The organism is Alteribacter lacisalsi, assembly GCF_003226345.1.
GTDB lineage: Bacteria > Bacillota > Bacilli > Bacillales > Salisediminibacteriaceae > Alteribacter > Alteribacter lacisalsi.
This window is the reverse complement of sequence record NZ_PDOF01000002.1, coordinates 452,902-472,767: the sequence shown is the minus strand read 5'-3', so window position 1 is coordinate 472,767 and position 19,866 is coordinate 452,902. Positions and strand designations below refer to the sequence as shown.

19 protein-coding genes and 1 pseudogene are annotated in these 19,866 nt (G+C 48.6%); 9 read left to right on the top strand and 11 right to left on the bottom strand.

What is annotated here, in order from left to right:
* The first annotated feature begins 200 nt into the window (after positions 1-200).
* The gene (locus tag CR205_RS13785; protein ID WP_236634841.1) at positions 201-1,802 is read left to right on the top strand and encodes an ABC1 kinase family protein; all 1,602 of its coding nucleotides are present in this window, start codon (positions 201-203) and stop codon (positions 1,800-1,802) included.
* Here CR205_RS13785 and CR205_RS13780 read toward each other — a convergent pair.
* Together CR205_RS13780 and CR205_RS13775 are read right to left on the bottom strand one after the other, a co-directional pair.
* Positions 1,799-2,293 carry a hypothetical protein gene (locus CR205_RS13780; protein ID WP_110520689.1) on the bottom strand — a complete coding sequence of 165 codons (495 nt, stop codon included), beginning with the start codon at positions 2,291-2,293 and terminating at the stop codon, positions 1,799-1,801. The genes CR205_RS13785 and CR205_RS13780 overlap by 4 nt on opposite strands.
* 29 nt (positions 2,294-2,322) lie before the next feature.
* On the bottom strand, positions 2,323-2,733 hold the full coding sequence (locus tag CR205_RS13775) for a hypothetical protein (RefSeq protein WP_110520688.1): 411 nt from the start codon (positions 2,731-2,733) through the stop codon (positions 2,323-2,325).
* Between the two features lie 341 nt (positions 2,734-3,074).
* Between CR205_RS13775 and CR205_RS13770 the strand changes: the two genes are divergently transcribed.
* The 5 genes from CR205_RS13770 (at position 3,075) to CR205_RS13745 (ending at position 9,754) form a co-directional block, all read left to right on the top strand.
* Positions 3,075-4,448, top strand: a complete 1,374-nt coding sequence (locus CR205_RS13770; RefSeq protein ID WP_110520687.1) for a sigma-54 interaction domain-containing protein — start codon at positions 3,075-3,077, stop codon at positions 4,446-4,448.
* A 112-nt stretch (positions 4,449-4,560) separates the two neighbouring features.
* Positions 4,561-5,928 (top strand): YjiH family protein, encoded by a 1,368-nt coding sequence (locus CR205_RS13765; protein WP_110520686.1) that lies wholly within the window; start codon positions 4,561-4,563, stop codon positions 5,926-5,928.
* A gap of 117 nt (positions 5,929-6,045) precedes the next feature.
* Positions 6,046-7,362: an aspartate aminotransferase family protein gene (locus tag CR205_RS13760; RefSeq protein WP_110520685.1), complete on the top strand. Its 1,317-nt coding sequence runs from the start codon at positions 6,046-6,048 to the stop codon at positions 7,360-7,362.
* Positions 7,363-7,479: 117 nt separating this feature from the next.
* Positions 7,480-8,439 (top strand): agmatinase, encoded by a 960-nt coding sequence (gene speB, locus CR205_RS13755; RefSeq protein ID WP_110520684.1) that lies wholly within the window; start codon positions 7,480-7,482, stop codon positions 8,437-8,439.
* Between the two features lie 568 nt (positions 8,440-9,007).
* Entirely contained in the window at positions 9,008-9,754 is a 747-nt protein-coding gene (locus CR205_RS13745; protein WP_110520682.1) for a metal-binding protein ZinT, read from the top strand.
* Between the two features lie 139 nt (positions 9,755-9,893).
* On the opposite strand, the pseudogene CR205_RS13740 reads toward CR205_RS13745, so the two are convergent.
* The 4 genes and pseudogenes from CR205_RS13740 to gabT form a co-directional block, all read right to left on the bottom strand.
* Positions 9,894-10,342: pseudogene (locus tag CR205_RS13740) on the bottom strand (DUF1569 domain-containing protein).
* Between the two features lie 438 nt (positions 10,343-10,780).
* The gene (locus tag CR205_RS13735) at positions 10,781-11,449 is read right to left on the bottom strand and encodes a DNA alkylation repair protein (protein ID WP_110520681.1); all 669 of its coding nucleotides are present in this window, start codon (positions 11,447-11,449) and stop codon (positions 10,781-10,783) included.
* Positions 11,450-12,071: 622 nt separating this feature from the next.
* Entirely contained in the window at positions 12,072-13,463 is a 1,392-nt protein-coding gene (locus CR205_RS13730) for an NAD-dependent succinate-semialdehyde dehydrogenase (RefSeq protein WP_110520680.1), read from the bottom strand.
* A gap of 18 nt (positions 13,464-13,481) precedes the next feature.
* Positions 13,482-14,780 (bottom strand): 4-aminobutyrate--2-oxoglutarate transaminase, encoded by a 1,299-nt coding sequence (gene gabT / locus CR205_RS13725; protein ID WP_110520679.1) that lies wholly within the window; start codon positions 14,778-14,780, stop codon positions 13,482-13,484.
* 105 nt (positions 14,781-14,885) lie between these two features.
* Between gabT and gabR the strand changes: the two genes are divergently transcribed.
* Positions 14,886-16,295, top strand: a complete 1,410-nt coding sequence (gene gabR, locus CR205_RS13720) for a MocR-like transcriptional regulator GabR (RefSeq protein ID WP_110520678.1) — start codon at positions 14,886-14,888, stop codon at positions 16,293-16,295.
* Positions 16,296-16,315: 20 nt separating this feature from the next.
* Here the strand turns inward: gabR and CR205_RS13715 are convergent, their stop codons facing one another.
* Positions 16,316-16,642 (bottom strand): ATPase, encoded by a 327-nt coding sequence (locus CR205_RS13715; protein ID WP_110520677.1) that lies wholly within the window; start codon positions 16,640-16,642, stop codon positions 16,316-16,318.
* A 58-nt stretch (positions 16,643-16,700) separates the two neighbouring features.
* Positions 16,701-17,114, bottom strand: coding sequence for a hypothetical protein (locus CR205_RS13710; RefSeq protein WP_110520676.1), 414 nt, complete (start codon positions 17,112-17,114; stop codon positions 16,701-16,703).
* Between the two features lie 230 nt (positions 17,115-17,344).
* Here CR205_RS13710 and CR205_RS13705 point away from each other — a divergent pair, with 230 nt between their 5' ends.
* Positions 17,345-17,635 carry a hypothetical protein gene (locus tag CR205_RS13705; protein WP_110520675.1) on the top strand — a complete coding sequence of 97 codons (291 nt, stop codon included), beginning with the start codon at positions 17,345-17,347 and terminating at the stop codon, positions 17,633-17,635.
* 140 nt (positions 17,636-17,775) lie between these two features.
* Here CR205_RS13705 and CR205_RS13700 read toward each other — a convergent pair whose 3' ends face one another.
* Both CR205_RS13700 and CR205_RS13695 read right to left on the bottom strand, forming a co-directional pair.
* Entirely contained in the window at positions 17,776-18,342 is a 567-nt protein-coding gene (locus CR205_RS13700) for an ATP-binding protein (RefSeq protein WP_110520674.1), read from the bottom strand.
* A gap of 96 nt (positions 18,343-18,438) precedes the next feature.
* Complete coding sequence (locus tag CR205_RS13695) at positions 18,439-18,966, bottom strand: flavodoxin family protein (RefSeq protein WP_110520673.1); 528 nt, start codon at positions 18,964-18,966, stop codon at positions 18,439-18,441.
* 114 nt (positions 18,967-19,080) lie between these two features.
* Here CR205_RS13695 and CR205_RS13690 point away from each other — a divergent pair, with 114 nt between their 5' ends.
* Positions 19,081-19,419 carry a winged helix-turn-helix transcriptional regulator gene (locus tag CR205_RS13690; RefSeq protein ID WP_110520672.1) on the top strand — a complete coding sequence of 113 codons (339 nt, stop codon included), beginning with the start codon at positions 19,081-19,083 and terminating at the stop codon, positions 19,417-19,419.
* Between the two features lie 17 nt (positions 19,420-19,436).
* Here CR205_RS13690 and CR205_RS13685 read toward each other — a convergent pair whose 3' ends face one another.
* Positions 19,437-19,814, bottom strand: a complete 378-nt coding sequence (locus tag CR205_RS13685) for a DoxX family protein (protein ID WP_236634840.1) — start codon at positions 19,812-19,814, stop codon at positions 19,437-19,439.
* Between the last annotated feature and the right edge of the window lie 52 nt (positions 19,815-19,866).

Genomic DNA, 19,866 nt, shown 5'->3' with positions numbered 1-19,866 from the left:
TAAGAACGCTCACACTCATAAAACATACTCCTTTTTTACACCGTCTGCCGGTGTTTACGTGAAGCTTTTTGTGTATTAATTAAAGTGTATGCTGGCTTACTGTTCTTGTCAATCGGATTGTCTCACTGTGCTAAAATATCGGTAACGACATACATAAAGGGTGTGAGCACCTCATGAAAATAAAAAGCAGACCAAAACGTATGGGAAAAGTGATCGGCCTCGCCCTCATCATTTTTATCCAGATGTACTGGTACAAGTGGACCCGTAAATCCAGCTCGGAGTGGGTGCTTCTTTGGGAGCGGACGGGCATCCGTGTGCGGGAGACGCTGTTTGAACTCGAAGGGCTGCTGATTAAGGTCGGCCAGTTTTTAAGTATCAGAGCTGACCTCCTGCCAGGAGCGTTTATCCGCCAGATACAGGACCTTACCGACCACGTACCTCCCTCTGACTGGGATGCTGTTCAGGACGTCCTTGAAAAGGAGTGGGGTGGCAGGATCGATGATCATCTTCTTTCTATTGAAAAGAAGGCGGTGGCCTCAGCCTCGATTGGAGAAGTATACAAAGCCGTTCTGAAAAACGGCACAGTTGTTGCAGTTAAGGTCCGCCGTCCGGGCATAGATGCGGTCGTAGATACTGACTTTCGCACCCTCCGGATCCTGATGTGGCTGGCGGCCAGGCTTACCCCAGTTCCAAAAGCGTTTATCAACTTTAGCCTTCTCTATAGGGAAATCAGACAGGTGATCAGCAAAGAGCTCGACTTTACCTCTGAAAAAGAAGCACTGCTTGCGTTCAGGGAGCGGTTTAAAGATCGGGATGATGTGCTCATTCCCGGGGTTCACGAGGAGTTGTCAACCTCACGCATTCTCGTCATGGACTGGCTTGACGGGGTGAAACTCACAGATGAGCAGGCACTTATGAAGATGGGCCTGGAGCCCGGGGAACTCGCTGGAAAGCTGCTTGACGTATTTCTTCCTCAGTGGCTTGAGCCCGGTATTTTTCATGCGGATCCCCACGGGGGGAACATGCTTGTTTCAGAAAGCGGTGCGCTGATCCTGCTCGATTTTGGTATGTACGGTGAGATTTCAGAGCGGGATGCGGCCGCGTTTCAGGAGCTGATCGCCGGCCTTCTGGCAAAGGATTACCGGAAAGCTGCCGGATGTCTCGATGATCTGGGATTCGTGCTGCCGGATGGGGACCTGGCGGAAATTGAAGAGGCGCTTGCAGAATTGATGACTTTTAAACCGGAGAGCCTGAAGGAAAAAGACCTGATTGCCCTGAAGCTGGAATTAAACAACAGGATTCGAACCCTTCCTATCCAGGTACCTGCCAGATTTATTTTTCTCGGCAGGTCCTTTATAACGATTGAAGGAACGATCCGAAGCCTCGTTCCCGAGGATGAACTGATGTCGCTGATGAGGCCTGCCTTTTTTACCTGGCTGAGAAATCAGGGGGACCGGAAATGGATGTTCATCTGGCAGTGGATCCAGTCCCTTCCTGCCTTCAGCTTTGTAAAGCCTGTTTCTGAATTTCTGAATACACCGAAGAATCTGGAGCAAATGAAGAAAATCGACCAAATGAGGCAGTTTCATTTTACGGTGCTTGAAAACCGAGGAAAGCAGTGGTTTCAACTGCTGCTTCTTTCCCTCGGCGGGTGCGGAGCCGGGCTGTATGCCGACCATCTGCTCCTCATGCAGATCGCCATAGGATCTGCCTTTGTCAGTACCGCAGGCTTTTTTTATACCGGGTCAAAGCGGAACAAGTGGCTCAGACAGATTGCCAAAAGGAAAAGCAGATCAAGTTAAAGAATAATAAACAAAACAAAAAACAGCACGATCGTAAATCCGAACGAACGATGGGCCGCCGCCTGAGACTGGCGGTCCTTCTTTTTGTTTTCGACTGAGAACACCAGCAGAAAGATCAGAAACAGAAACCAGACGAGCAGGGCGTAAAACAGGCCGCCACCCCCTGCCATCCACGTATTGATTAATCCTGTAAGGAACGCCGCCATAAATCCGATCAGGGATAAGATACCGACGCCAATTATAAGGATCGGCATCCGATCCCAGAATGCCCGCTGGAACAGATTCTGCTTCTTTTGTGCCTCGAGGAGAAACACGGTATACACACATGTGACGATTATGCCGGCTATAGCAAACGTAATGAACGGAGAGTTCACCGCTCCGGTGCCGCCCGGGGTTGCCTGAATGGCTGCCGGGCCGGCGAACCGGTCGAGCATGGCAAGCACGACGATCAGAGTGGCGGCTGTAATGAATTGTGCAATGGTGTACTTCATATGTATCCCTCATTTTATCGAGTAATTGTTTATAAGGAGAGAATAAGATAAGCCACGAAAAAAGCAATCAGGATCGTGTCTACGATTGCCAGATATAAGCGCAGGTTCGATTGTTTCACTCTTGAAAGGCTGAAGTTAAATAAGCAGTCATATAAGCTGATAACAAACAGAAAAACACAAACAATCATCACAAGTGTGCTGCCTGTTATCAACACAGCCAGTATGTAAATGAGCCATCTGCGTACAAAATTGAATACGAGACCAACAAGCATAAGAGAAAGAGAATCAGGTGTAACATCCAATTCCTGATCAGAGGAAAGCTCGCTCAATCCTTTTTTAATACTTTTAAACTCTTTCAGGTATTCAATATTGATCCACAGGATAATAAAACAATAGATAATCATAAAAACTTCCTCATTATTTCTAACAAGTTCAAGCACCTTCAACACCTCACTGCTTTGTCATCATCAGTTGTCCGCTCCACTCTCCCAAACTGTTCGCCCCCCGTTTAATTCCTATAATATCGTCCCACCCTTCCATGCTACCATATTTTGCATGTTCCTTTTTCCTAAAAAACTCTCATTCTTCCGGCTAATCTGTTAAACTATACAAAAATGAATAATCTATTCTAAATCGAATAATCTTATTATTTCGATTAAGAAGCACCTCAGCTCCCATTCAAAGGAGAAAGACCCCTTACAAATAAGGGATTTCCATAGTTTTCATCCATAATGTAAATTACTTGAATATTTATTTTTAAATAATTCGGAGGTTTTCTAAGATGAGCCATGATCAATCCAGAACCCATCACGAGAGCGAAGCGATTTTACAGGCGTTAAAAGATGATCTGCTCGTCACGGACAGGAACGGGACAATTATGTCTGTGAGTGACGCTACGAAAAAGCTGTACGGCATTGAGGACCGGGACGTGCTCGGCACGACCGTGTACCAGCTCGAAAAGGAAGGTGTCTTCACGCCGATCGTTACACCTCTTGTGCTCGAGCAGAAAGACCGGGTCAACGTCATTCAGACCACCTATTTTGGTAAGAAACTGCTCATTACCGGCGTGCCGGTGTTTGATGAAAACGGAGACGTGTGGCGGATTGCCTCCTACTCACACGACATTACCGAGATGGCAAAGATGGAGAATCACTTGAAAGATATGCAGGACGAAATGACCCGGGTAAAAAACGAACTCGATCAGCTGCGGCGGATAAGCTTCGGGTACAGTGATTTTTTCGTGGAATCACCGCTGATGAAGTCGTGCCTGCGAACCGCCGAACAGGTGGCAGATGTGGATGTGAACGTACTTCTGCTTGGGGAATCAGGTGTCGGTAAAACCCATATCGCCAAGATGATTCACCAGCAGAGCCCGCGAAAAGACGGGCCGTTTATCGAAGTAAACTGCGGCTCGATTCCCGAGTCCCTCTTTGAAGCGGAGTTTTTCGGCTACGAGGGCGGTTCGTTTACTGGCGCCAGCAGAAAAGGCAAGCCCGGTCTGGCAGAAACAGCAGACGGGGGCACGCTTTTCCTCGATGAAATCGGCGAACTGAACCTTTCACTTCAGGTGAAAATCCTGAAATTTATTCAGGAAAAGCAGTTTTACCGGGTCGGCGGCACGAAGCCGAAAACACTGGATTTTCGTCTGATAGCAGCCACCAATCAGCCTCTGGAAGAGCAGGTGGCGGCCAAAACGTTCCGGGAGGATCTGTATTTCCGACTCAGCGTAGTGCCGATCCAGATCCCTCCTCTCCGGGAACGGCCCGAAGACCTGACGCCGCTTGTGACTCACTTCGTGAAAATGTTCGGGGAGAAATACAGCCGGGAAAAAGTGCTCGATGACGCCGTCATGCAGGAGCTTTACATGCAGGAGTGGAAAGGAAACGTCCGTGAGCTGATGAACCTGATTGAGCGGCTCATTGTAACCTCCCCTTCCCATGTGATTACCCACAGCGACCTGCCGGAAACGTATCGGCATTTTTCCGGAAAGCTACAGTCCGGAGCCGAAGTTCCTCTTAAGACCACTCTTGAGGAAGTGGAGGAACAGGTGCTCCGCCAGGCAAAACAGCGGTGGCAGACGACTATTAAAATCGCAGAGGCGCTCGGAATCAGCCAGCCCTCTGTGGTTCGAAAATTAAAAAAATACAGGATTTAGTCGTACATTGGCACAAACCTTGCATGAATATAAACACAAAAGAGTGAAAATGCGGTTTTGCCGCAATCCAATTCAGAAAGGTGCGTGTGTTTCATTGAATGAGCAAAGTCAGATGAGAGAGAACCAGGATCTCTCCCAAACCATGACCCGTTCAAACAAACTGAAATTTATCATACCATCCTTGTTCGGACTGTTTCTGTTTCTCGTCCCTGTCCCTTTCCAGGGTCAGTGGACAATCGGTGTCGGCATATTAGCCGAATTTTTCCTCGGTCTGTTTACCGGTGCGATCCCGATGTTTATGACAGCCGTACTTGTCCTCTCCATTGTCCTGACGGTGGTGGCCAGAACGGCAAAGCCCGAGTGGATTATGAAGTCGCCGTTTCTGGCGGGGCTGTTCCACGTTTCCGGCTTCTGGCTCGTGATGCGTCTTCTCGGTGCCATTTTCGCCGTGATGGTGCTTTTCGAACTCGGCCCTGCCTTTATCTGGGATGAATTTACCGGAGGCACGGTTCTCTACGAACTGATCCCAGTGCTGACAACCTGGTTCTTTTTTGCCGGTCTGATGATGCCCCTTCTCCTTGAATTCGGGCTGATGGACTACATCGGAACGGTCGTGAGAAAAGTGATGCGACCGGTCTTCAAACTGCCGGGACGTTCATCCATCGATGCGGTTGCTTCCTGGATGGGAAGCGGAACGGTCGGTGTGCTGATTACGACAAAGCAGTACGAAAGCGGGTACTACACTAAGCGTGAGGCAGCGGTCATTGCCACGAACTTCTCCGTCGCTTCCATTGCGTTCAGCCTTGTGGTGATCAGCTTTATCGGTCTTGAGCACATGTTCGTCCAGTTTTACATTACGGTTATTGTAGCCGGTCTGATTGCGGCGATTGTGTGTCCAAGGATTCCACCGCTCTCGTGGAAAAAGAACACGTACTACGAAAAAACCGGCCAGCAGATCTCAGAGGAAGTGCCGACTGGCACCTCCCGCGGACGCTGGGCGTATGAAAAAGCCGTCTCAAAAGCGTCTGAAGTCAAAAGTGCCGCAGGCGTTGTGAAAAGCGGGTTCCAGAACGTCCTGGATATCTGGTTCGGCCTGATTCCCCTCGTCATGGCGCTCGGAACGCTGGCCCTGATCATTGCGGAATACACGAATTTCTTCGTGATCCTTTCCGCGCCACTCGTGCCGCTCCTGGAGCTGATGAGAATTCCGGAAGCGGATGCGGCCGCCCCGGCAATGATTGTCGGGTTTGCGGACATGTTCCTGCCGGCTGTAATCGGAAGCGGGATCGAGAGCGAGCTGACACGGTTCGTCGTCGCTGCTCTGTCACTTACGCAGCTGATTTATATGTCAGAGGTGGGGATTCTGCTTCTTCGTTCCAGAATTCCGCTCAACCTGCTTGATCTTGTGATTATCTTTATCCAGCGTACGCTGATTACGCTGCCGATCATTACGCTTATGGCGCATCTGCTATTCTTTTAATGCTGATTTACTCCTTAATTTGCTCCGCTGCAGGCGGATGCTTTCCGCAGGAGCCACCGCCTTTCGCTTCAATCATTTTATTTTAGATAAAGAAAACTCATAAAAGAGGTGTTATCTGTGTCCAAAGACTGGAACGAGCTATCCGAAAAAATGTCCGAACGCCTTGCGCCGAGCATGGCCAAGGATCATCCGAACTTGCCTGTTGTAAAAGAAGAAGGCTGCTACTACTATGGGCGGGACGGGAAAAAATACCTGGACTTTACGTCAGGGATTGCCGTAACAAATGTAGGCCATCGCCACCCGAAAGTGGTCGAGGCGATTAAGAATGCCGCAGACGAGCTCACGCACGGTCCGATCGGTGTGATTCAGTACGAATCAATTCTCCGGCTCGCAGATGAACTCGCCGAGGTGATGCCCGGTGACATCGACTGTTTCTTTTTCGGAAACAGCGGAACGGAAGCGATTGAAGGCGCACTCAAGCTCGCGAAATACGTAACCCGCCGCCAGTACATGGTCAGCTTTACCGGCTGTTTTCACGGCCGGACGATGGGCTCTCTAGGCGTAAGTACGTCGAAAAGCAAGTACAGACGGTACTTGCAGCCGGACAGCCTCACCTATCAGATTCCGTACTACCGCCCGGCTGATTTTGAAAATGAAGACGGCACCATCCGTGAAGAGGAAGCGATCCGACAGCTTGAGCGTGACTTTGACAACCTGTTTAAGTACCACGTCTCCCCTGACGAAGTGGCCGGTGTGATTCTTGAGCCTGTCCTTGGGGAAGGCGGCTACGTGATGCCTCCTGCCTCCTGGCTGAAAAAGGTGCGGGACATCTGTACGGAACACGGCATGCTGCTTATTTTTGACGAGGTGCAGACCGGGTTCGGCCGGACCGGTGACTGGTTTGCGGCCAACACGTTCGGGGTCACGCCGGACATTATGGCGGTTGCCAAGGGCATCGCGTCCGGGATGCCGCTCAGTGCGACGGCTGCGAACCATAAACTTATGCAGCAGTGGCCGATGGGCAGCCACGCCACCACGTTTGGCGGCAATCCGATTGCCTGTTCCGCCGCCCTTGCCACAATCGATGTGATTAAAGAGGAAAAACTGCTGGATAACACGGTCCGTGCTGGAGAGCATGCGGTTCACGGGATTCGCAAACTGAAAGAAAAGCATCCGGTGATCAGCAATATCCGTCACCTCGGTCTGATGATCGGGATCGAGATTACAGACCCCGAGACCGGCAAGCCGGATGGCGAAGCGGTTCTTCGCATTCTTGATCTTGCTCTTGAGGAAGGGGTACTGTTTTACCTGTGCGGAAACGAAGGTGAAGTAATTCGGATGATTCCGCCGCTTACGGTGACGACCGAGCAGATTGATGATGGACTGAAGGCGCTTGATAAGGCGCTGACCCGGTTTGCGGAGGAGAAAAAGTAAGAATAAGCTCCGCTGAACGTCATCCGATCGCCCACTGCCGCAGGAGTCTCTCTCCTGACGATCAGCTTCGCAAGATACAGTTACTTAACATGACTAATTTATTTTCTGGAGGTTCCTATGGTGAAATATCAGCCGAAAGATTCTTCTTTATCCCCCCGGTTCAGCGGGGTGCGCACGTTTATGCGTCTGGAGAATGTCCGCACGGAGGAGGATGTGGATTTTGCCGTGCTCGGTGTGCCGTTTGATACGGCGGCCTCCAACCGCGTGGGTGCCCGCTACGGCCCTCAGCACGTCCGCGACGCGTCGGTGCTTCTGCGTCCGTACAATCCGGATCAGGAAATCAATATCTTCGACTACTGCTCCGGTGTGGATTACGGCGATATCGACGTGGTGCCGGGCAATGTCCACCGGACGTATGACCAGATGACCGAGGGGCTGGCTCCACTCCTTGAAAAAGGCGTTGTGCCGATCATTCTTGGCGGGGATCATTCCATTTCGTTAGGAAACCTCCGGGCTTTCGCCAAACAGCACGGGCCTGTCGCCATGGTTCACTTTGATTCCCACGGCGATACGTGGGATAACTACTACGGGGAAAAATATATGCACGGGACGCCGTTTCGCCGTGCGGTTGAGGAAGGCCTCGTGGATACTGACCATTCGATTCAGATCGGCATGCGCGGGCCTCTTTACGGGCCGGGCTGCATTGAGGATGCGAGAGAGCTCGGCTACGAAGTGATCACGATGCGGGAGTCGCGAAAGCTCGGTCAGGAAGAAGTGATCCGCCGTATTCACAACCGGGTCGGTACAGACCGTCCGGTATTTGTAACGTTTGATATTGACTTTGTCGATCCGGCCTACGCTCCCGGTACCGGAACTCCTGAAGTAGCCGGCCCGACGAGCTTTGAAGCGCTCGAGTACGTGAGAAGCCTGGACAGCCTTAACATCAAAGGGTTTGACCTGGTTGAAGTACTTCCGGCTTACGATTCCGGAGATATTACCGCCGGTCTTGCCGCAGCGGTCGCCTACGAGATGATTACACTGGTAGCGATGAAAAAGAGACGGGAAGAAGAAAAATAACTATTAGAACAGGGACTGCCTCTTATCTGGGGCAGTCTTTTTTAAAAGGCTCTGTTAAAGATCGATGTTGATTATAAAAAGTTCATCGAAGCGAACGCGCTCCACTCCTGCGGGAACAGCAAAGAGCGTTTCCTTCGTGAATAAGCTGCGATCTGCTTCGACACATCCAGCTTCGGAGCTTCACTCGCAGAGGAAGAAGCACCATGTGAAGACCCCGCAGGGCGATTTCCCCCGAGGAGGCTGCAGTGGTGCCCGCGGAAAAGGAGCTCTGTGAACGAAAATCAACAACGGACATTAACACAGCCTTTTTAAAAAATGTTTTTTTCAGCTTAAGAAGCTCTTGCTGGATCGTTTCACCATGCATCCTTTTATCCTGCTATATCCCCAGTTCGAAATTTAGTTCTATTATCCTACTAATCTTCGTTTCATCCACCACTGTCATGCGTTATATATTCCCAGTCCCTCTCCCCCCTCTCTTCCATTTCAAAGATAACGCTTGACCGGGCAGTTTAATGTATGTAAACTCCAAATAGTAATTATTACGATTTAAAGAAAAGGAGTTTATTATATGAAACCATCACAACTATCTATCACCACGTTTGCAGCCGCTCTGCTGCTTGCAGGCTGCCAGGGGGACAGCACTGAGGAATCAAACTCCGTGCAGGAAAATTCGCCATCTGAGAATACGGAAAATGAATCGGCTGAGGATCAGAATCAGGATGACAGTGAAATCGATGAGGAGGAAGATGACCACGATCACAGTCATGATGATGAATCTCAGGCGATCTATGACGGCTACTTTGAAGACGAGCAGATTGAAGATCGTGAACTCTCTGACTGGGAAGGAGAATGGCAGTCTGTTTACCCTTACTTAGTAGACGGAGAACTGGATGAGGTCATGGAGCATAAAGCTGCTGAGAGCGATTCTATGACAGCAGAGGAATATACGGAATACTATGAAATCGGATATGAAACGGACGTCGACTACATCACCATTGAAGACAGTACATTTACGTTCACCAGCGACGAAGGGGAAATGGCCGGTGACTACGCTTACGACGGCTATGAGATCCTCACCTACGAGGCCGGCAACCGCGGTGTGCGCTTTATCTTTGAACTGGAAGAAGGCGATGATGATATGCCTGCCTACATTCAGTTCAGCGACCATAACATTTCTCCGACAGAAGCTCACCATTTTCACCTCTACTGGGGCGATGACCGGGAAGCCCTCTTCGACGAAGTAACGAACTGGCCGACCTACTACCATGCTGATATGGACGGGGAAGATATTAGACATGAAATGATCGCTCACTAAGCGACCATTGATGATCTATTGGAAAATCTGGAAATGAATATCAAAATGGCACGATGAAGTGATTCTTCGTGCCATTTTTTTTAAAATTGATTATCGAACTACCGTGCCGGTTAGTGAAAATCCTATTCACTTCAGCTAACTAAACACCAAACTGTTTTAAATGGTGGTCAAGGTGCTTATAAATCCCTTTTCCCCATTGCTCGGAAGTAAGTTTACCGAAAAAAGGATGTGGATGAGTTGTACATTTCTGAGGGCCATTAATTTGAAATGCTATAATTTTTTGTTTTAGTTTTTCCTTTTCTATATCAAATTCTTTTTCCTCTTCAATCAAAATGGTTGGTATTGTGGACATGTTTTGGGCAAATGGCTTGTCGTTATAAAAAACTGGTTTCACAAATTTCCCAATTAACATACCTAACAAACCTCTCGAAGGATTAGCGTTTCCCATTGCAATGTCTTGAAGGATGAGCAATGGGCAAGCATTTTGGCAACATCCATTTTACCCCATTGCGGTTTTGAATCTGGGCTTAAATTGTCAATACGGTTTACAATCTCCTCAGCATGCAATTGATTAAAAATATCTTTCATTAATGTAGCCCCCTTCTCATCACAGTTACCATATATTCCATTCTTTCAACTGGTACTCCTTCTTCTGCAAGTGAAGCTCCGAAGAGAGAAGTGTGGAAGCAGTTCACATATTCACTAAGGAAACGCTCTTTGCTGTTCCGCCGGAGTGTCGCCCGTTCGTTTCAATAAACGGATAAAAATAAAAATCAGGTGTTGATTTCCGCTCACTGCGCACCCTTTCCACGGGCACCGCTGGAGTGGCGCGCGTTCGCTTCAATCAACTTATGAAAATCAACATCAAACTTTAACAGAGCCAATTAGATAAGAAAAGAGCATTCCTAAATAAAGAAATGCTCTCAGTAAAATCTATTATTATGCGAACATAAATTTCTTTATTCATATTGAGGCTTTGAATTTCTTTATTTTTGCATCAAGCCCTAAAGGATTTTTCAGAGGTAACTAATTACTATGCCGTTTGTTAAATTCAATCGTAATGAATTCCGGCAAGTAGCTTGGAGTACATCCCTTTGCTACTATTTCATCTTTGTAGAGACCCGTTTTCTCACCAAGTTTAATACAACGTGCACGATTTTTTTCATCATAAACGCCTATCCAGCCTGCGGTGAAATTCATAGCCCATTGAACTTCCGGTTCTTCCTGCGTAATATTAGCTTCTATTGCAGAAAGCAGGTCTGCGGTGTTATCAGGCGGTGTTTGCCCAGTCCATCTCAATCGCCCTTGATAATACCAGAAAGCTCGCCGTTGAAGAGCAGAAGGACTATTTTCCCATGACTCCATCAATGCAATTTTCTTCTTGTCTTTGGTGAGTTGATTAGCCATTAACCAATCCATTAAGTTATTTCGCTCATCAAAAGTGTGAGTCTGCATATCCTTATCAAGCTTACTTAACACATCTTGTGAAAGAAGTTTTTTGTCCATAATTAAGATTGCTAATAGTCTTGGCAAAAACTCTTCGGTTGACCAAAGTTCCATGGCCAGATCGTGATCTTTTTTAATGTCCTTCGCTATTTTCCGTAAGTCACCCAGCTTCGTTTTACTATTGATCTGATGTAGAATGTTTTCTGCTTTTGAAGAGCGTGTTATTTCTATACTTTTATTCTTATTCATTTGACACAACTCCTTTATTAAAGCACTATTTTAAAATATCTCCTTGACTGGACAGCTCAGGAACTTAATTTTATTATAAGTGTTATTGCAGTGGTCTGCCTCGAAAATTTACCTTTAAATATTGCAGCAGGCTTTCCCTTTCTTTTAATTGGATACCAAAAAGAGTATTCCTTATTAAAGAAACGTTTACCCGTTACTACAATAACATTTACTCAATCTTCCACCTTATCTCGTATCTACGTTCTAAGTCTTGGAGTGATTTCTAATATATCGGTTTCCCCTGTTTCTCCCCAACCTAATTCATTGTTATTATCTTCACTCTGACACCCTATGATAAGTATTGGAAATAAAAATAGAACGAACAAATAAAAAAATGTTTTCATTAATTAAACCACCTTGACCATTTTCTGCGACATTACTTATTAAAGAAACCTCTCCGTTAATTTAAGTACAATCTTTCACTAAGTAAGTATATTTCTCACCACTATTTTAACATAAATATCCAAACTATCTCTGCCGCACCTGTAAATCTGCAATTTACCTGGTCCAGCAACAAAAAACACATGTGACTCCGTATGGGAATCAAATGTGTTTTCGTTTGGCGCGCCTATCCAAGTTACATTTATTTCAACCCGCCAATGGACAGGTACTTCGTTTCCAGGTAGGGCTCAATGCCCTCGGCTCCGCCTTCGCGGCCGATGCCGCTTTCCTTCATGCCGCCAAAGGGTACGTGGGCGCCGGACGGGGCGCCGTCGTTCCAGCCGATAATGCCGTAATCGAGATGGTCATGAAGATACATGCCTGTTCTGTAGTCGTTCGTAAAGAAGTAGGCAGCCAATCCGTAAGGGGTATCGTTAGCAATGGCAATGGCTTCATCCAGCTCACGGAATGTGGTAACCGGTACGACCGGACCGAACGTCTCTTCTTTCATGATCGTCATGTCCTGGGTCACACCGGTGAGTACGGTCGGCTGAACGAAATACCCGCCATCGTTGCCTTCTTCCCCGGTTTTGCTGCCGAGGACAATCTCCGCACCTTTGTCCACCGCGTCCTGAAGCTGACGGATTATTTTTTCATAGCCTTTCCGGTTAATGATCGGTCCAATATCCGTTCCTTCATTCATCCCGCTTCCGACCTGAAGTTTTGCCGCAGCCGCTTTGAGCTTGTCCGTAAATGCGTCAGCTACGCTTTCATGAACGAGTACACGGTTGGCGCAGATACACGTCTGTCCGGCATTGCGGAACTTGGACGCAATCGTCTGGGTGACGGCGTGATCGAGGTCTGCGTCTTCCGCAACGATCAGTGGCGCGTGACCGCCGAGCTCCATCGTCACATGCTTGACGGTGTCCGCACTGTCGCGCATCAGAAGCTTCCCTACTTCTGTTGAGCCGGTGAACGTAACTTTGCGCACGTGCCCGCTTCCTGTAAAGAGCTTGCCGACGGTCGGACCGTCTGCCAGCACGTACTGAACGGCGTCTTTCGGTATGCCGGCTTCGTGGGCCAGTTCAATGAGCCGGATCGCTGTGAGCGGCGTCTCATCTGCAGGTTTAATAATAAACGTACAGCCTGCCGCAAGAGCCGGTCCGGCTTTACGCGTCATCATAGCTGCAGGAAAATTCCAAGGCGTAATCGCTGCCACAAGTCCAACCGGCTGGCGGCTCACCATAATCCGCTTTTCTGTGGACGGAGACGGAATCGTACGGCCGTAAACACGGACCGCTTCCTCTGCATACCAGTCCAGATAGCTTGCCGCGTAATTGATTTCCCCTGCTGCTTCCTTCAGGGGCTTGCCGTTTTCCTTCGTAACCGTTTCGGCAAGCGATTCCTGGTTCTCCCGTATCAGACCGCTCCACTTCCGCAGGAGTTCGGCTCGGGTATAGGCATCGGTTTTGGACCAGGAGGCAAAGGCCTCCTGACCCCGGTCCAGTGCCTGCCTGATTTCTTCCTCTGTATGAGCAGGAACCTCTCGAATGAGATCCCCGTTTTCAGGATTTCGAACGGCAATTGTCGTCATGGATGATCCTCCTCTGTTTTAGCCGTGATGGGCGAATGCGTCTTCCAGAATCCCGATCCCTTTCTCAAGCTCCTCATCTGTAATGACGAGCGGGGCGAGAAAGCGGACCACGTTTCCTTTTACACCGGCCGTCAGCAGCAGCAGGCCATTTTCGTTGGCATACCGTGCGATCTGGGCGGTCTTGTCTTTATCCGGCGTCTTGCTTTCACTGTCGGTTACAATTTCAGCTGCCACCATGGCACCGAGACGGCGGACTTCGCCGATGGACTCGTGTTTTTTTGCAAGGTTAGTGAGCACATCTTCAAGGCGCTGGCCGAGCTTCTCTGCTTTTTCAGGGAGGTTCTCTTCTTCTACGATATCAATGACCGTAAGCGCCGCGGCACATGCCACCGGGTTGCCGGCAAACGTGCCGCCCAGTTCACCCGGCCCCGGCACGCTCAGGATTTCCTCACGACCGACCACCGTGCTGAGGGGAAGGCCTGCTGCCAGGGACTTGGAAATGGTCATCAGATCCGGTTCCACATCGAAATGCTCCACGGCAAACAGCTTGCCGGTCCGGCCGAATCCGGTCTGGATTTCATCCGCTACAAAGACGATGCCGTGCTCCTTACAGAATTCCGCCACAAACTGGACGAACTTTTTCGGCGGCACCACAAAGCCGCCTTCTCCCTGTACCGGCTCCATCACGACGCAGGCAACCGTTTCCGGGGCCACTGCGGTGATAAAGTAGTCCTTGAACTCTTCGATTACATGGTCCACGTAGGCGTCTTCCGTCATTTCCTGAGGCTTTCTATACATATACGGGAACGGCGCCTGATAAATTTCAGGGGCAAACGGCCCGAAGCCGAATTTGTACGGCTTTACTTTGCTTGTCATCCCCATCGTCAGGTTCGTCCGGCCGTGGTAACCGCGGGAAAAGGTGACTACACCCTGGCGGTTCGTGTAGCGGCGGGCTACTTTAACCGCATTTTCCACCGCCTCCGCTCCGGAGTTAAACATCATCGCCTGCTTGCTGAAGCTGCCCGGCGTGATCTGACACAGCTTCTCGGCAAGCTCAATGTAGCCTTCATACATGATCACGTTAAAGCCCGGATGCAGAAACTTGTCCGCCTGCTGCTTGACCGCTTCTGTTACTTTCGGATGGCTGTGTCCGACGTTCAGGGTGCCGATCGCACCGCCGAAATCAATCCATTCCCTGCCTTCCACGTCAGTTACAGTAGCGCCTTTCGCATGGGCCGCCACGTTCAGGTTGCCATTCGCGATTCCTCTTGGTACGTACTTGTTCCGTTTCTGGATCAGCTCTTCCGTTCTCGTCATATACATTCCCTCCTTTTATTTCTACCACAATCGTAATTCAGTTCTGGTACAATAAAAAGAACCAGAAATACGTTTTTAAAGGTACCAGATGAAAGGACGAGGCCGATGATTTTTTTCACAATTGATAAAGAAAACCGCAGGGAGCATGTGTACCAGCAGATCTACAAAAAGATCAAAGCCGAACTTCTTGAAGGCCGCCTCCGGGTGAATGAAAAACTGCCGTCCAAGCGCGAACTCGCAGAGCGGCTGCAGGTGAGTGTCAACTCCGTATCTTCTGCTTATGAACAGCTTCTGGCTGAAGGTTACATCTATACGATTGAGCGTTCAGGCTACTACGTGGAGGCGCTTGACCAGTTTATTGAACAATCTGCAGAAAGCCTGCTTATGGATGAAGATTTAAAAGAAACCGAGGTGGACCGGAGCGGCTGGCTGAGCCTCTCGCACATGTCATCTGACCTGAGCGGCTTCCCGTTTAAGGAATGGGCCTCGTGCCAGCGGGCAGCCTTGTCTACTCACCGGAAGGAGCTGGCGGAAGTACCCGGTCCCCAGGGCTCGTACCGGGTTCGGGAAACGATTGCCAAACTCATTTCCCGAACCCGCGGGGTGCGCTGTGAACCGGAGCAGATTGTACTCGGCAGCGGAACCCAGGCGCTCCTCCAGCAGTTTGTAGGCCTTCAGCCGGAAGGCATCCGGGCCGGCATCGAAAACCCGGGATACACCCGCGTGTACCGGATGCTCAGGCAGATGAAGATCGAGACCGAAGCCATCGGCCTTGATGAAAAAGGCATAGATGCGGGCGAGGTAAAAAAAGCCGCACCGGAACTTTTGTTCATCACTCCGTCCCATCAGTTTCCGACCGGAACAATCATGCCCGTCTCCCGTAGGATTGAACTGCTTAACTGGGCGGCACGTAAACACGGGCGCTATATAATAGAAGACGATTACGACAGTGAATTTAAGTATGGCACCGATAACATTCCTGCTCTTCAGAGCCTGGATCGAAATCAGAACGTCGTGTATATGGGGACATTTTCAAAAACACTCGGACCTGGATTTCGCATCAGCTATATGGTCCTGCCGCCGGCACTTCTGCGCCGGTACCGGGAGATGTATGATCACTGGATTCCCGGAACGGACGCTTTCAGTCTGTTTACCCTTCACTACTTCATTGAAACAGGGATGTACGAGCGTCATTTAAAACGGATGAACCATCGTTACGAGGGGAAGCGGAGCAGGCTGATAGAGGAGCTGCGGAAGGTGTTCGGTACGCGCATCCGGATCCGGGATATTCCGGCTGGTCTGCATTTTCTCGCTGACATTCAGACAGACGTGCCTCCTTCCGCCATTCAGAAAAGTGCGGAAAAGGAAAAGCTCGAGCTGTATACGCTCGAGCGGTTCAGGCTCTCTGAAGGCGGTCGGGAAAAAGCGGGACTGGTGAGTCTGATTATTGGTTTTGCGGCGATTGAGGAAGAGGACATTCAGGAGGCTGCGGTGCGGCTGGAGAGGATTTTATGAGGGGCGGATTCTCTGCCTCTCTATGAATTTATATTTCTCTCCTGTTCTTCTTTTTTATACTGCAGGTAATTGTACGCCAGCTGTACGGTCCAGAGGATCGCCGCTGCAGCAGTCAAGGTGATCGCCGCACCCATGCCATATTCCAAAACGTAAACTACCATCAGGTAGATGATTGGAAGAGTCGGCAAAAGCCACAGTGTCCGGATCATTTTCCTCCTGTAGCTGAGCCTGTAATAATTAGCTTTAAAGCCTTTATCAACTTTCTGTTTGTTTTTATTTCTAGTTGAAAGTACAAAGGTAATGATGAGTACTCCAATTAGTATGACTACAAATGGTCCCAGTTCCATTTAAATTCTCCTCTTCTTCATTTTTAGCAGGTGGCAAAGAGACGTTATGAACATTAATTCAGAAGCTCCCATTCGTTTTACCCTCTAGTAATCTCGTCATTTGCTTTCTCATAAAAAGAAGGATGTGAAGATACAAAAGTGCGCCGGACACTCCCGTCACCAGCACTATGAATACTCCCTCCCCGATCTGCAGAACACTGTATAGAAATGGGTTTAAAATAATACCGGCCGCTGTATATATCACCAAAGATGTAATGTATGTAACTGTAGTTGAACCAACCTTCTTTAAGGCTGCATCCGCTAATGCAGCAATGGCCGTGCCGCCTATAACAAAAGCGAGAAATGCAATCGGAAACACACTCATGTAATTATCCATTGCACCTGCCGAAAATGCTTCTCCGGAAAAAAGCAGAAACAGAAATGAAAACAATATCGCTGTCAAAATACCTGATCCTACTTTATTCAATATCACCTGAATCCTCCCTCCTTAAATCATTGTTTTCACGTCAAGAAAGAGATATATCATTAGATGGTAAATCCCTCCTTCTCTCAGGTACTCTATGATTTATGCCACTGCAAAACCTTTAATATAGAAGACAGCGCAGAAAAACCTGCATATATTTCATGACTCATAATGATATAATGGTAAAATATTGGATATCCGAAGGAGCGCGGCTACCAATTTATTAGGAGGAATAGGGAATGGTAACCACTTATAGAATCATTCTGGGTTGCCTCGTTTGCGCAGGTCTGTTTCTGACCTTTGTCTTTTATAACGGACTCCCTGGAGGCAAGGACCGTATGAGTGAGGAATTCACGTCATACCTGGAAGATAAATACGAGGAACCATTTGAGATCAAGGAGATCTACTACGATCATATGACCGGCCGGACCTACCACGCCTGGGCCTATCCGACAAACAATCCTGATGATGTTTTCTATATAGGGCAGCTTCCGGATACCGATGATCTCGACGAGAACTACTCAGAGTGAGTAGTAACATAAAGAAAACACTTCTAGGTCGTAATTTGCTGGAAGCTGATCCTCACTGTAAGATTGAAACGAAGAGACTTTCCTGATATATTTGCCTCAACTATTTTTTACGTCCTTCTTTTCCGTTAATCGGAAAAGGATCAAATATTCCTGGAAAGGTGAACGATTTTCTTGATTACTGACTCAGCTTCCCCACTATCTTTGATCACAAATAAATGGTCTGCCTCCCCTTCCTCCGGATCCGCCACATCTTCTATTCCCGATTCAGCCTGCTGTCCCAGGAGGACTTCCTTAAAATCTGTATAGGGTCCCCTGAAAATATTGGTACTCCGCTGACTATGGGTAACTCTGTCAAAGAGAACGTCATCCGGAAGATCAAAATGAACAATTATACGTATAAACTTTTCTTCTCCATACAATTCTTCCAGCAGATACTTCCTGCCTTTTGCACTGCGGTTCGCATTACAGGAAATAATGTGATAATCCGTTTGATCTATAGCATAGCGCACAATCGCCTTTGAGATTGCATGCTTCAGGGTATTAGGGCCCTGCTTGGGCTCCAGCTTCTTATAATGGGTATTGATAAATGCTGCGTGATGATCCTGATCCATGACAAAGGCATTGTCCAGCTTTTTTTCCAATGCTTTTGCAAATGTTGTTTTTCCACTATGGGTTTTACCCACCGTGATAATCGCTAACCGTTTCATAACGCCCCCCGATGTTCTTTCAGCCTATTCTTTTACCATTCGATAAAACTATGGGAACTCCTTCCAAAACACATTTTGGTTACGGGGGGCCTTTACTTACAGTCGCCCGGACATTTCCTCTGCCAGCAGCATCGCTTCCCTGTCACCGGCAATCTGTCCTGGTTCGTTGGCTTCACCGATCACATAGCCACCGAATTCGGTCCCGAAAAAAGTGCAGATATGCTGGAATTGAAGCACAAGCGGCAAGGCTTTCTGCTTCGGATTGTCTCCGCCGGTGACAACGAGGTAGAAGGTTTTCTCTTTCATCGTCGCTCTAAACGGCACCTTTCTGTCACGAAGCGTTTCGCTCCACCGGTCGACAAAACGTTTCATCACACCGCTCATTCCGTACCAGTAAAGCGGTGTCACAAAGATCACCGTATCATGAGCCATCAGGCGATCAAGTACCTCATAGTAATCGTCGTCTTTCTTTTCAAAACCGGCGGGAACGTGCCTCCGGTCCTCGATGTCTGCCATTCTTTTTTCCCGCATGTACATCCGTTCCGCCTTGTGATTTCCGATCAGTTTTTCTGCAAGCTGTTCTGAATTTCCATCTGCACGTGAGCTTCCGTAAAGAACTAGCATAGTCATCCGCCTTTCACTGGTAGTATAGTAGAAAGTATAATTGCTGAATAACTCAAACGTAAGTACGCACTTTTATGTACGATAGGTACCTGAAAGTGCCTTAGGAGGCGAATGATGAAAGGCTATCATATGTCAATCGAAGCCACACTTGAAGTGATCGGGGGAAAATGGAAGTGTCTGATCCTCTGTCATCTCGAAACGGGGACAAAACGGACGAGTGAACTGAAAAACCTGCTGCCGGGCATCACGCAGAAAATGCTCACCCAGCAGCTCCGGGATCTGGAAGAGGACGGTCTCGTGATCCGGAACGTTTACAAACAAGTGCCTCCGAAAGTGGAGTACAGGCTCAGCGAATACGGGAAAAGTATCAGTCCGATTCTGGATGCGATGTGCCACTGGGGGAAGGATCACCTCGAACAGGCAGAGAAAAACCGCGGTCATGCCAAGGCATAATCGCGGTTTTGCGTGTATTATTCGTTTCCTTTTTTCTTTCCAAGAGCCAGAGCGCCAAGGATAAGCGGGATCTGCAAAGGCAGACGGAGCCGCAGAATCAAAGGATTTGTTGTTTTTCCCGGTATGAAGGAAATTTTCTTTACTGCCATATAAATGTTGGCTGGAAACACGACGATCATAAAAATGGCCAACAGCTTCGAGGTCAGGCGCTGGCCTTTTTTAACCCAGAGCAGGATCGAAAACAGAATTTCGAATGCCCCGGAAACAAGAACGATGGCACGCCTGAAGGGCAGCTGCTTCGGCACGATTCTGCGAAAGCTCCGCTCATGGACAAAGTGTAAAACACCTGCTGCAAAAAGAAGTACGGAGTAAAAAACTCTCACTGCCTTGATCACGACCATCCCACCTTTCATACAGTTGTTTACTTCCCTGTTTATGAGGAAGCAA

What these genes read in the sequence shown, in the direction of transcription:
- CR205_RS13695 (WP_110520673.1), bottom strand. Translation starts at nt 18,966, where the DNA reads ATGCTAGTTCTTTACGGAAGCTCACGTGCAGATGGAAATTCAGAACAG.
- CR205_RS13715 (WP_110520677.1), bottom strand. Translation starts at nt 16,642, where the DNA reads ATGGAACTGGGACCATTTGTAGTCATACTAATTGGAGTACTCATCATT.
- speB (WP_110520684.1), top strand. Translation starts at nt 7,480, where the DNA reads ATGGTGAAATATCAGCCGAAAGATTCTTCTTTATCCCCCCGGTTCAGC.
- CR205_RS13735 (WP_110520681.1), bottom strand. Translation starts at nt 11,449, where the DNA reads ATGAATAAGAATAAAAGTATAGAAATAACACGCTCTTCAAAAGCAGAA.
- CR205_RS13705 (WP_110520675.1), top strand. Translation starts at nt 17,345, where the DNA reads ATGGTAACCACTTATAGAATCATTCTGGGTTGCCTCGTTTGCGCAGGT.
- CR205_RS13700 (WP_110520674.1), bottom strand. Translation starts at nt 18,342, where the DNA reads ATGAAACGGTTAGCGATTATCACGGTGGGTAAAACCCATAGTGGAAAA.
- gabT (WP_110520679.1), bottom strand. Translation starts at nt 14,780, where the DNA reads ATGACGAGAACGGAAGAGCTGATCCAGAAACGGAACAAGTACGTACCA.
- CR205_RS13765 (WP_110520686.1), top strand. Translation starts at nt 4,561, where the DNA reads ATGAGAGAGAACCAGGATCTCTCCCAAACCATGACCCGTTCAAACAAA.
- CR205_RS13780 (WP_110520689.1), bottom strand. Translation starts at nt 2,293, where the DNA reads ATGAAGTACACCATTGCACAATTCATTACAGCCGCCACTCTGATCGTC.
- CR205_RS13690 (WP_110520672.1), top strand. Translation starts at nt 19,081, where the DNA reads ATGAAAGGCTATCATATGTCAATCGAAGCCACACTTGAAGTGATCGGG.
- gabR (WP_110520678.1), top strand. Translation starts at nt 14,886, where the DNA reads ATGATTTTTTTCACAATTGATAAAGAAAACCGCAGGGAGCATGTGTAC.
- CR205_RS13785 (WP_236634841.1), top strand. Translation starts at nt 201, where the DNA reads ATGGGAAAAGTGATCGGCCTCGCCCTCATCATTTTTATCCAGATGTAC.
- CR205_RS13730 (WP_110520680.1), bottom strand. Translation starts at nt 13,463, where the DNA reads ATGACGACAATTGCCGTTCGAAATCCTGAAAACGGGGATCTCATTCGA.
- CR205_RS13770 (WP_110520687.1), top strand. Translation starts at nt 3,075, where the DNA reads ATGAGCCATGATCAATCCAGAACCCATCACGAGAGCGAAGCGATTTTA.
- CR205_RS13745 (WP_110520682.1), top strand. Translation starts at nt 9,008, where the DNA reads ATGAAACCATCACAACTATCTATCACCACGTTTGCAGCCGCTCTGCTG.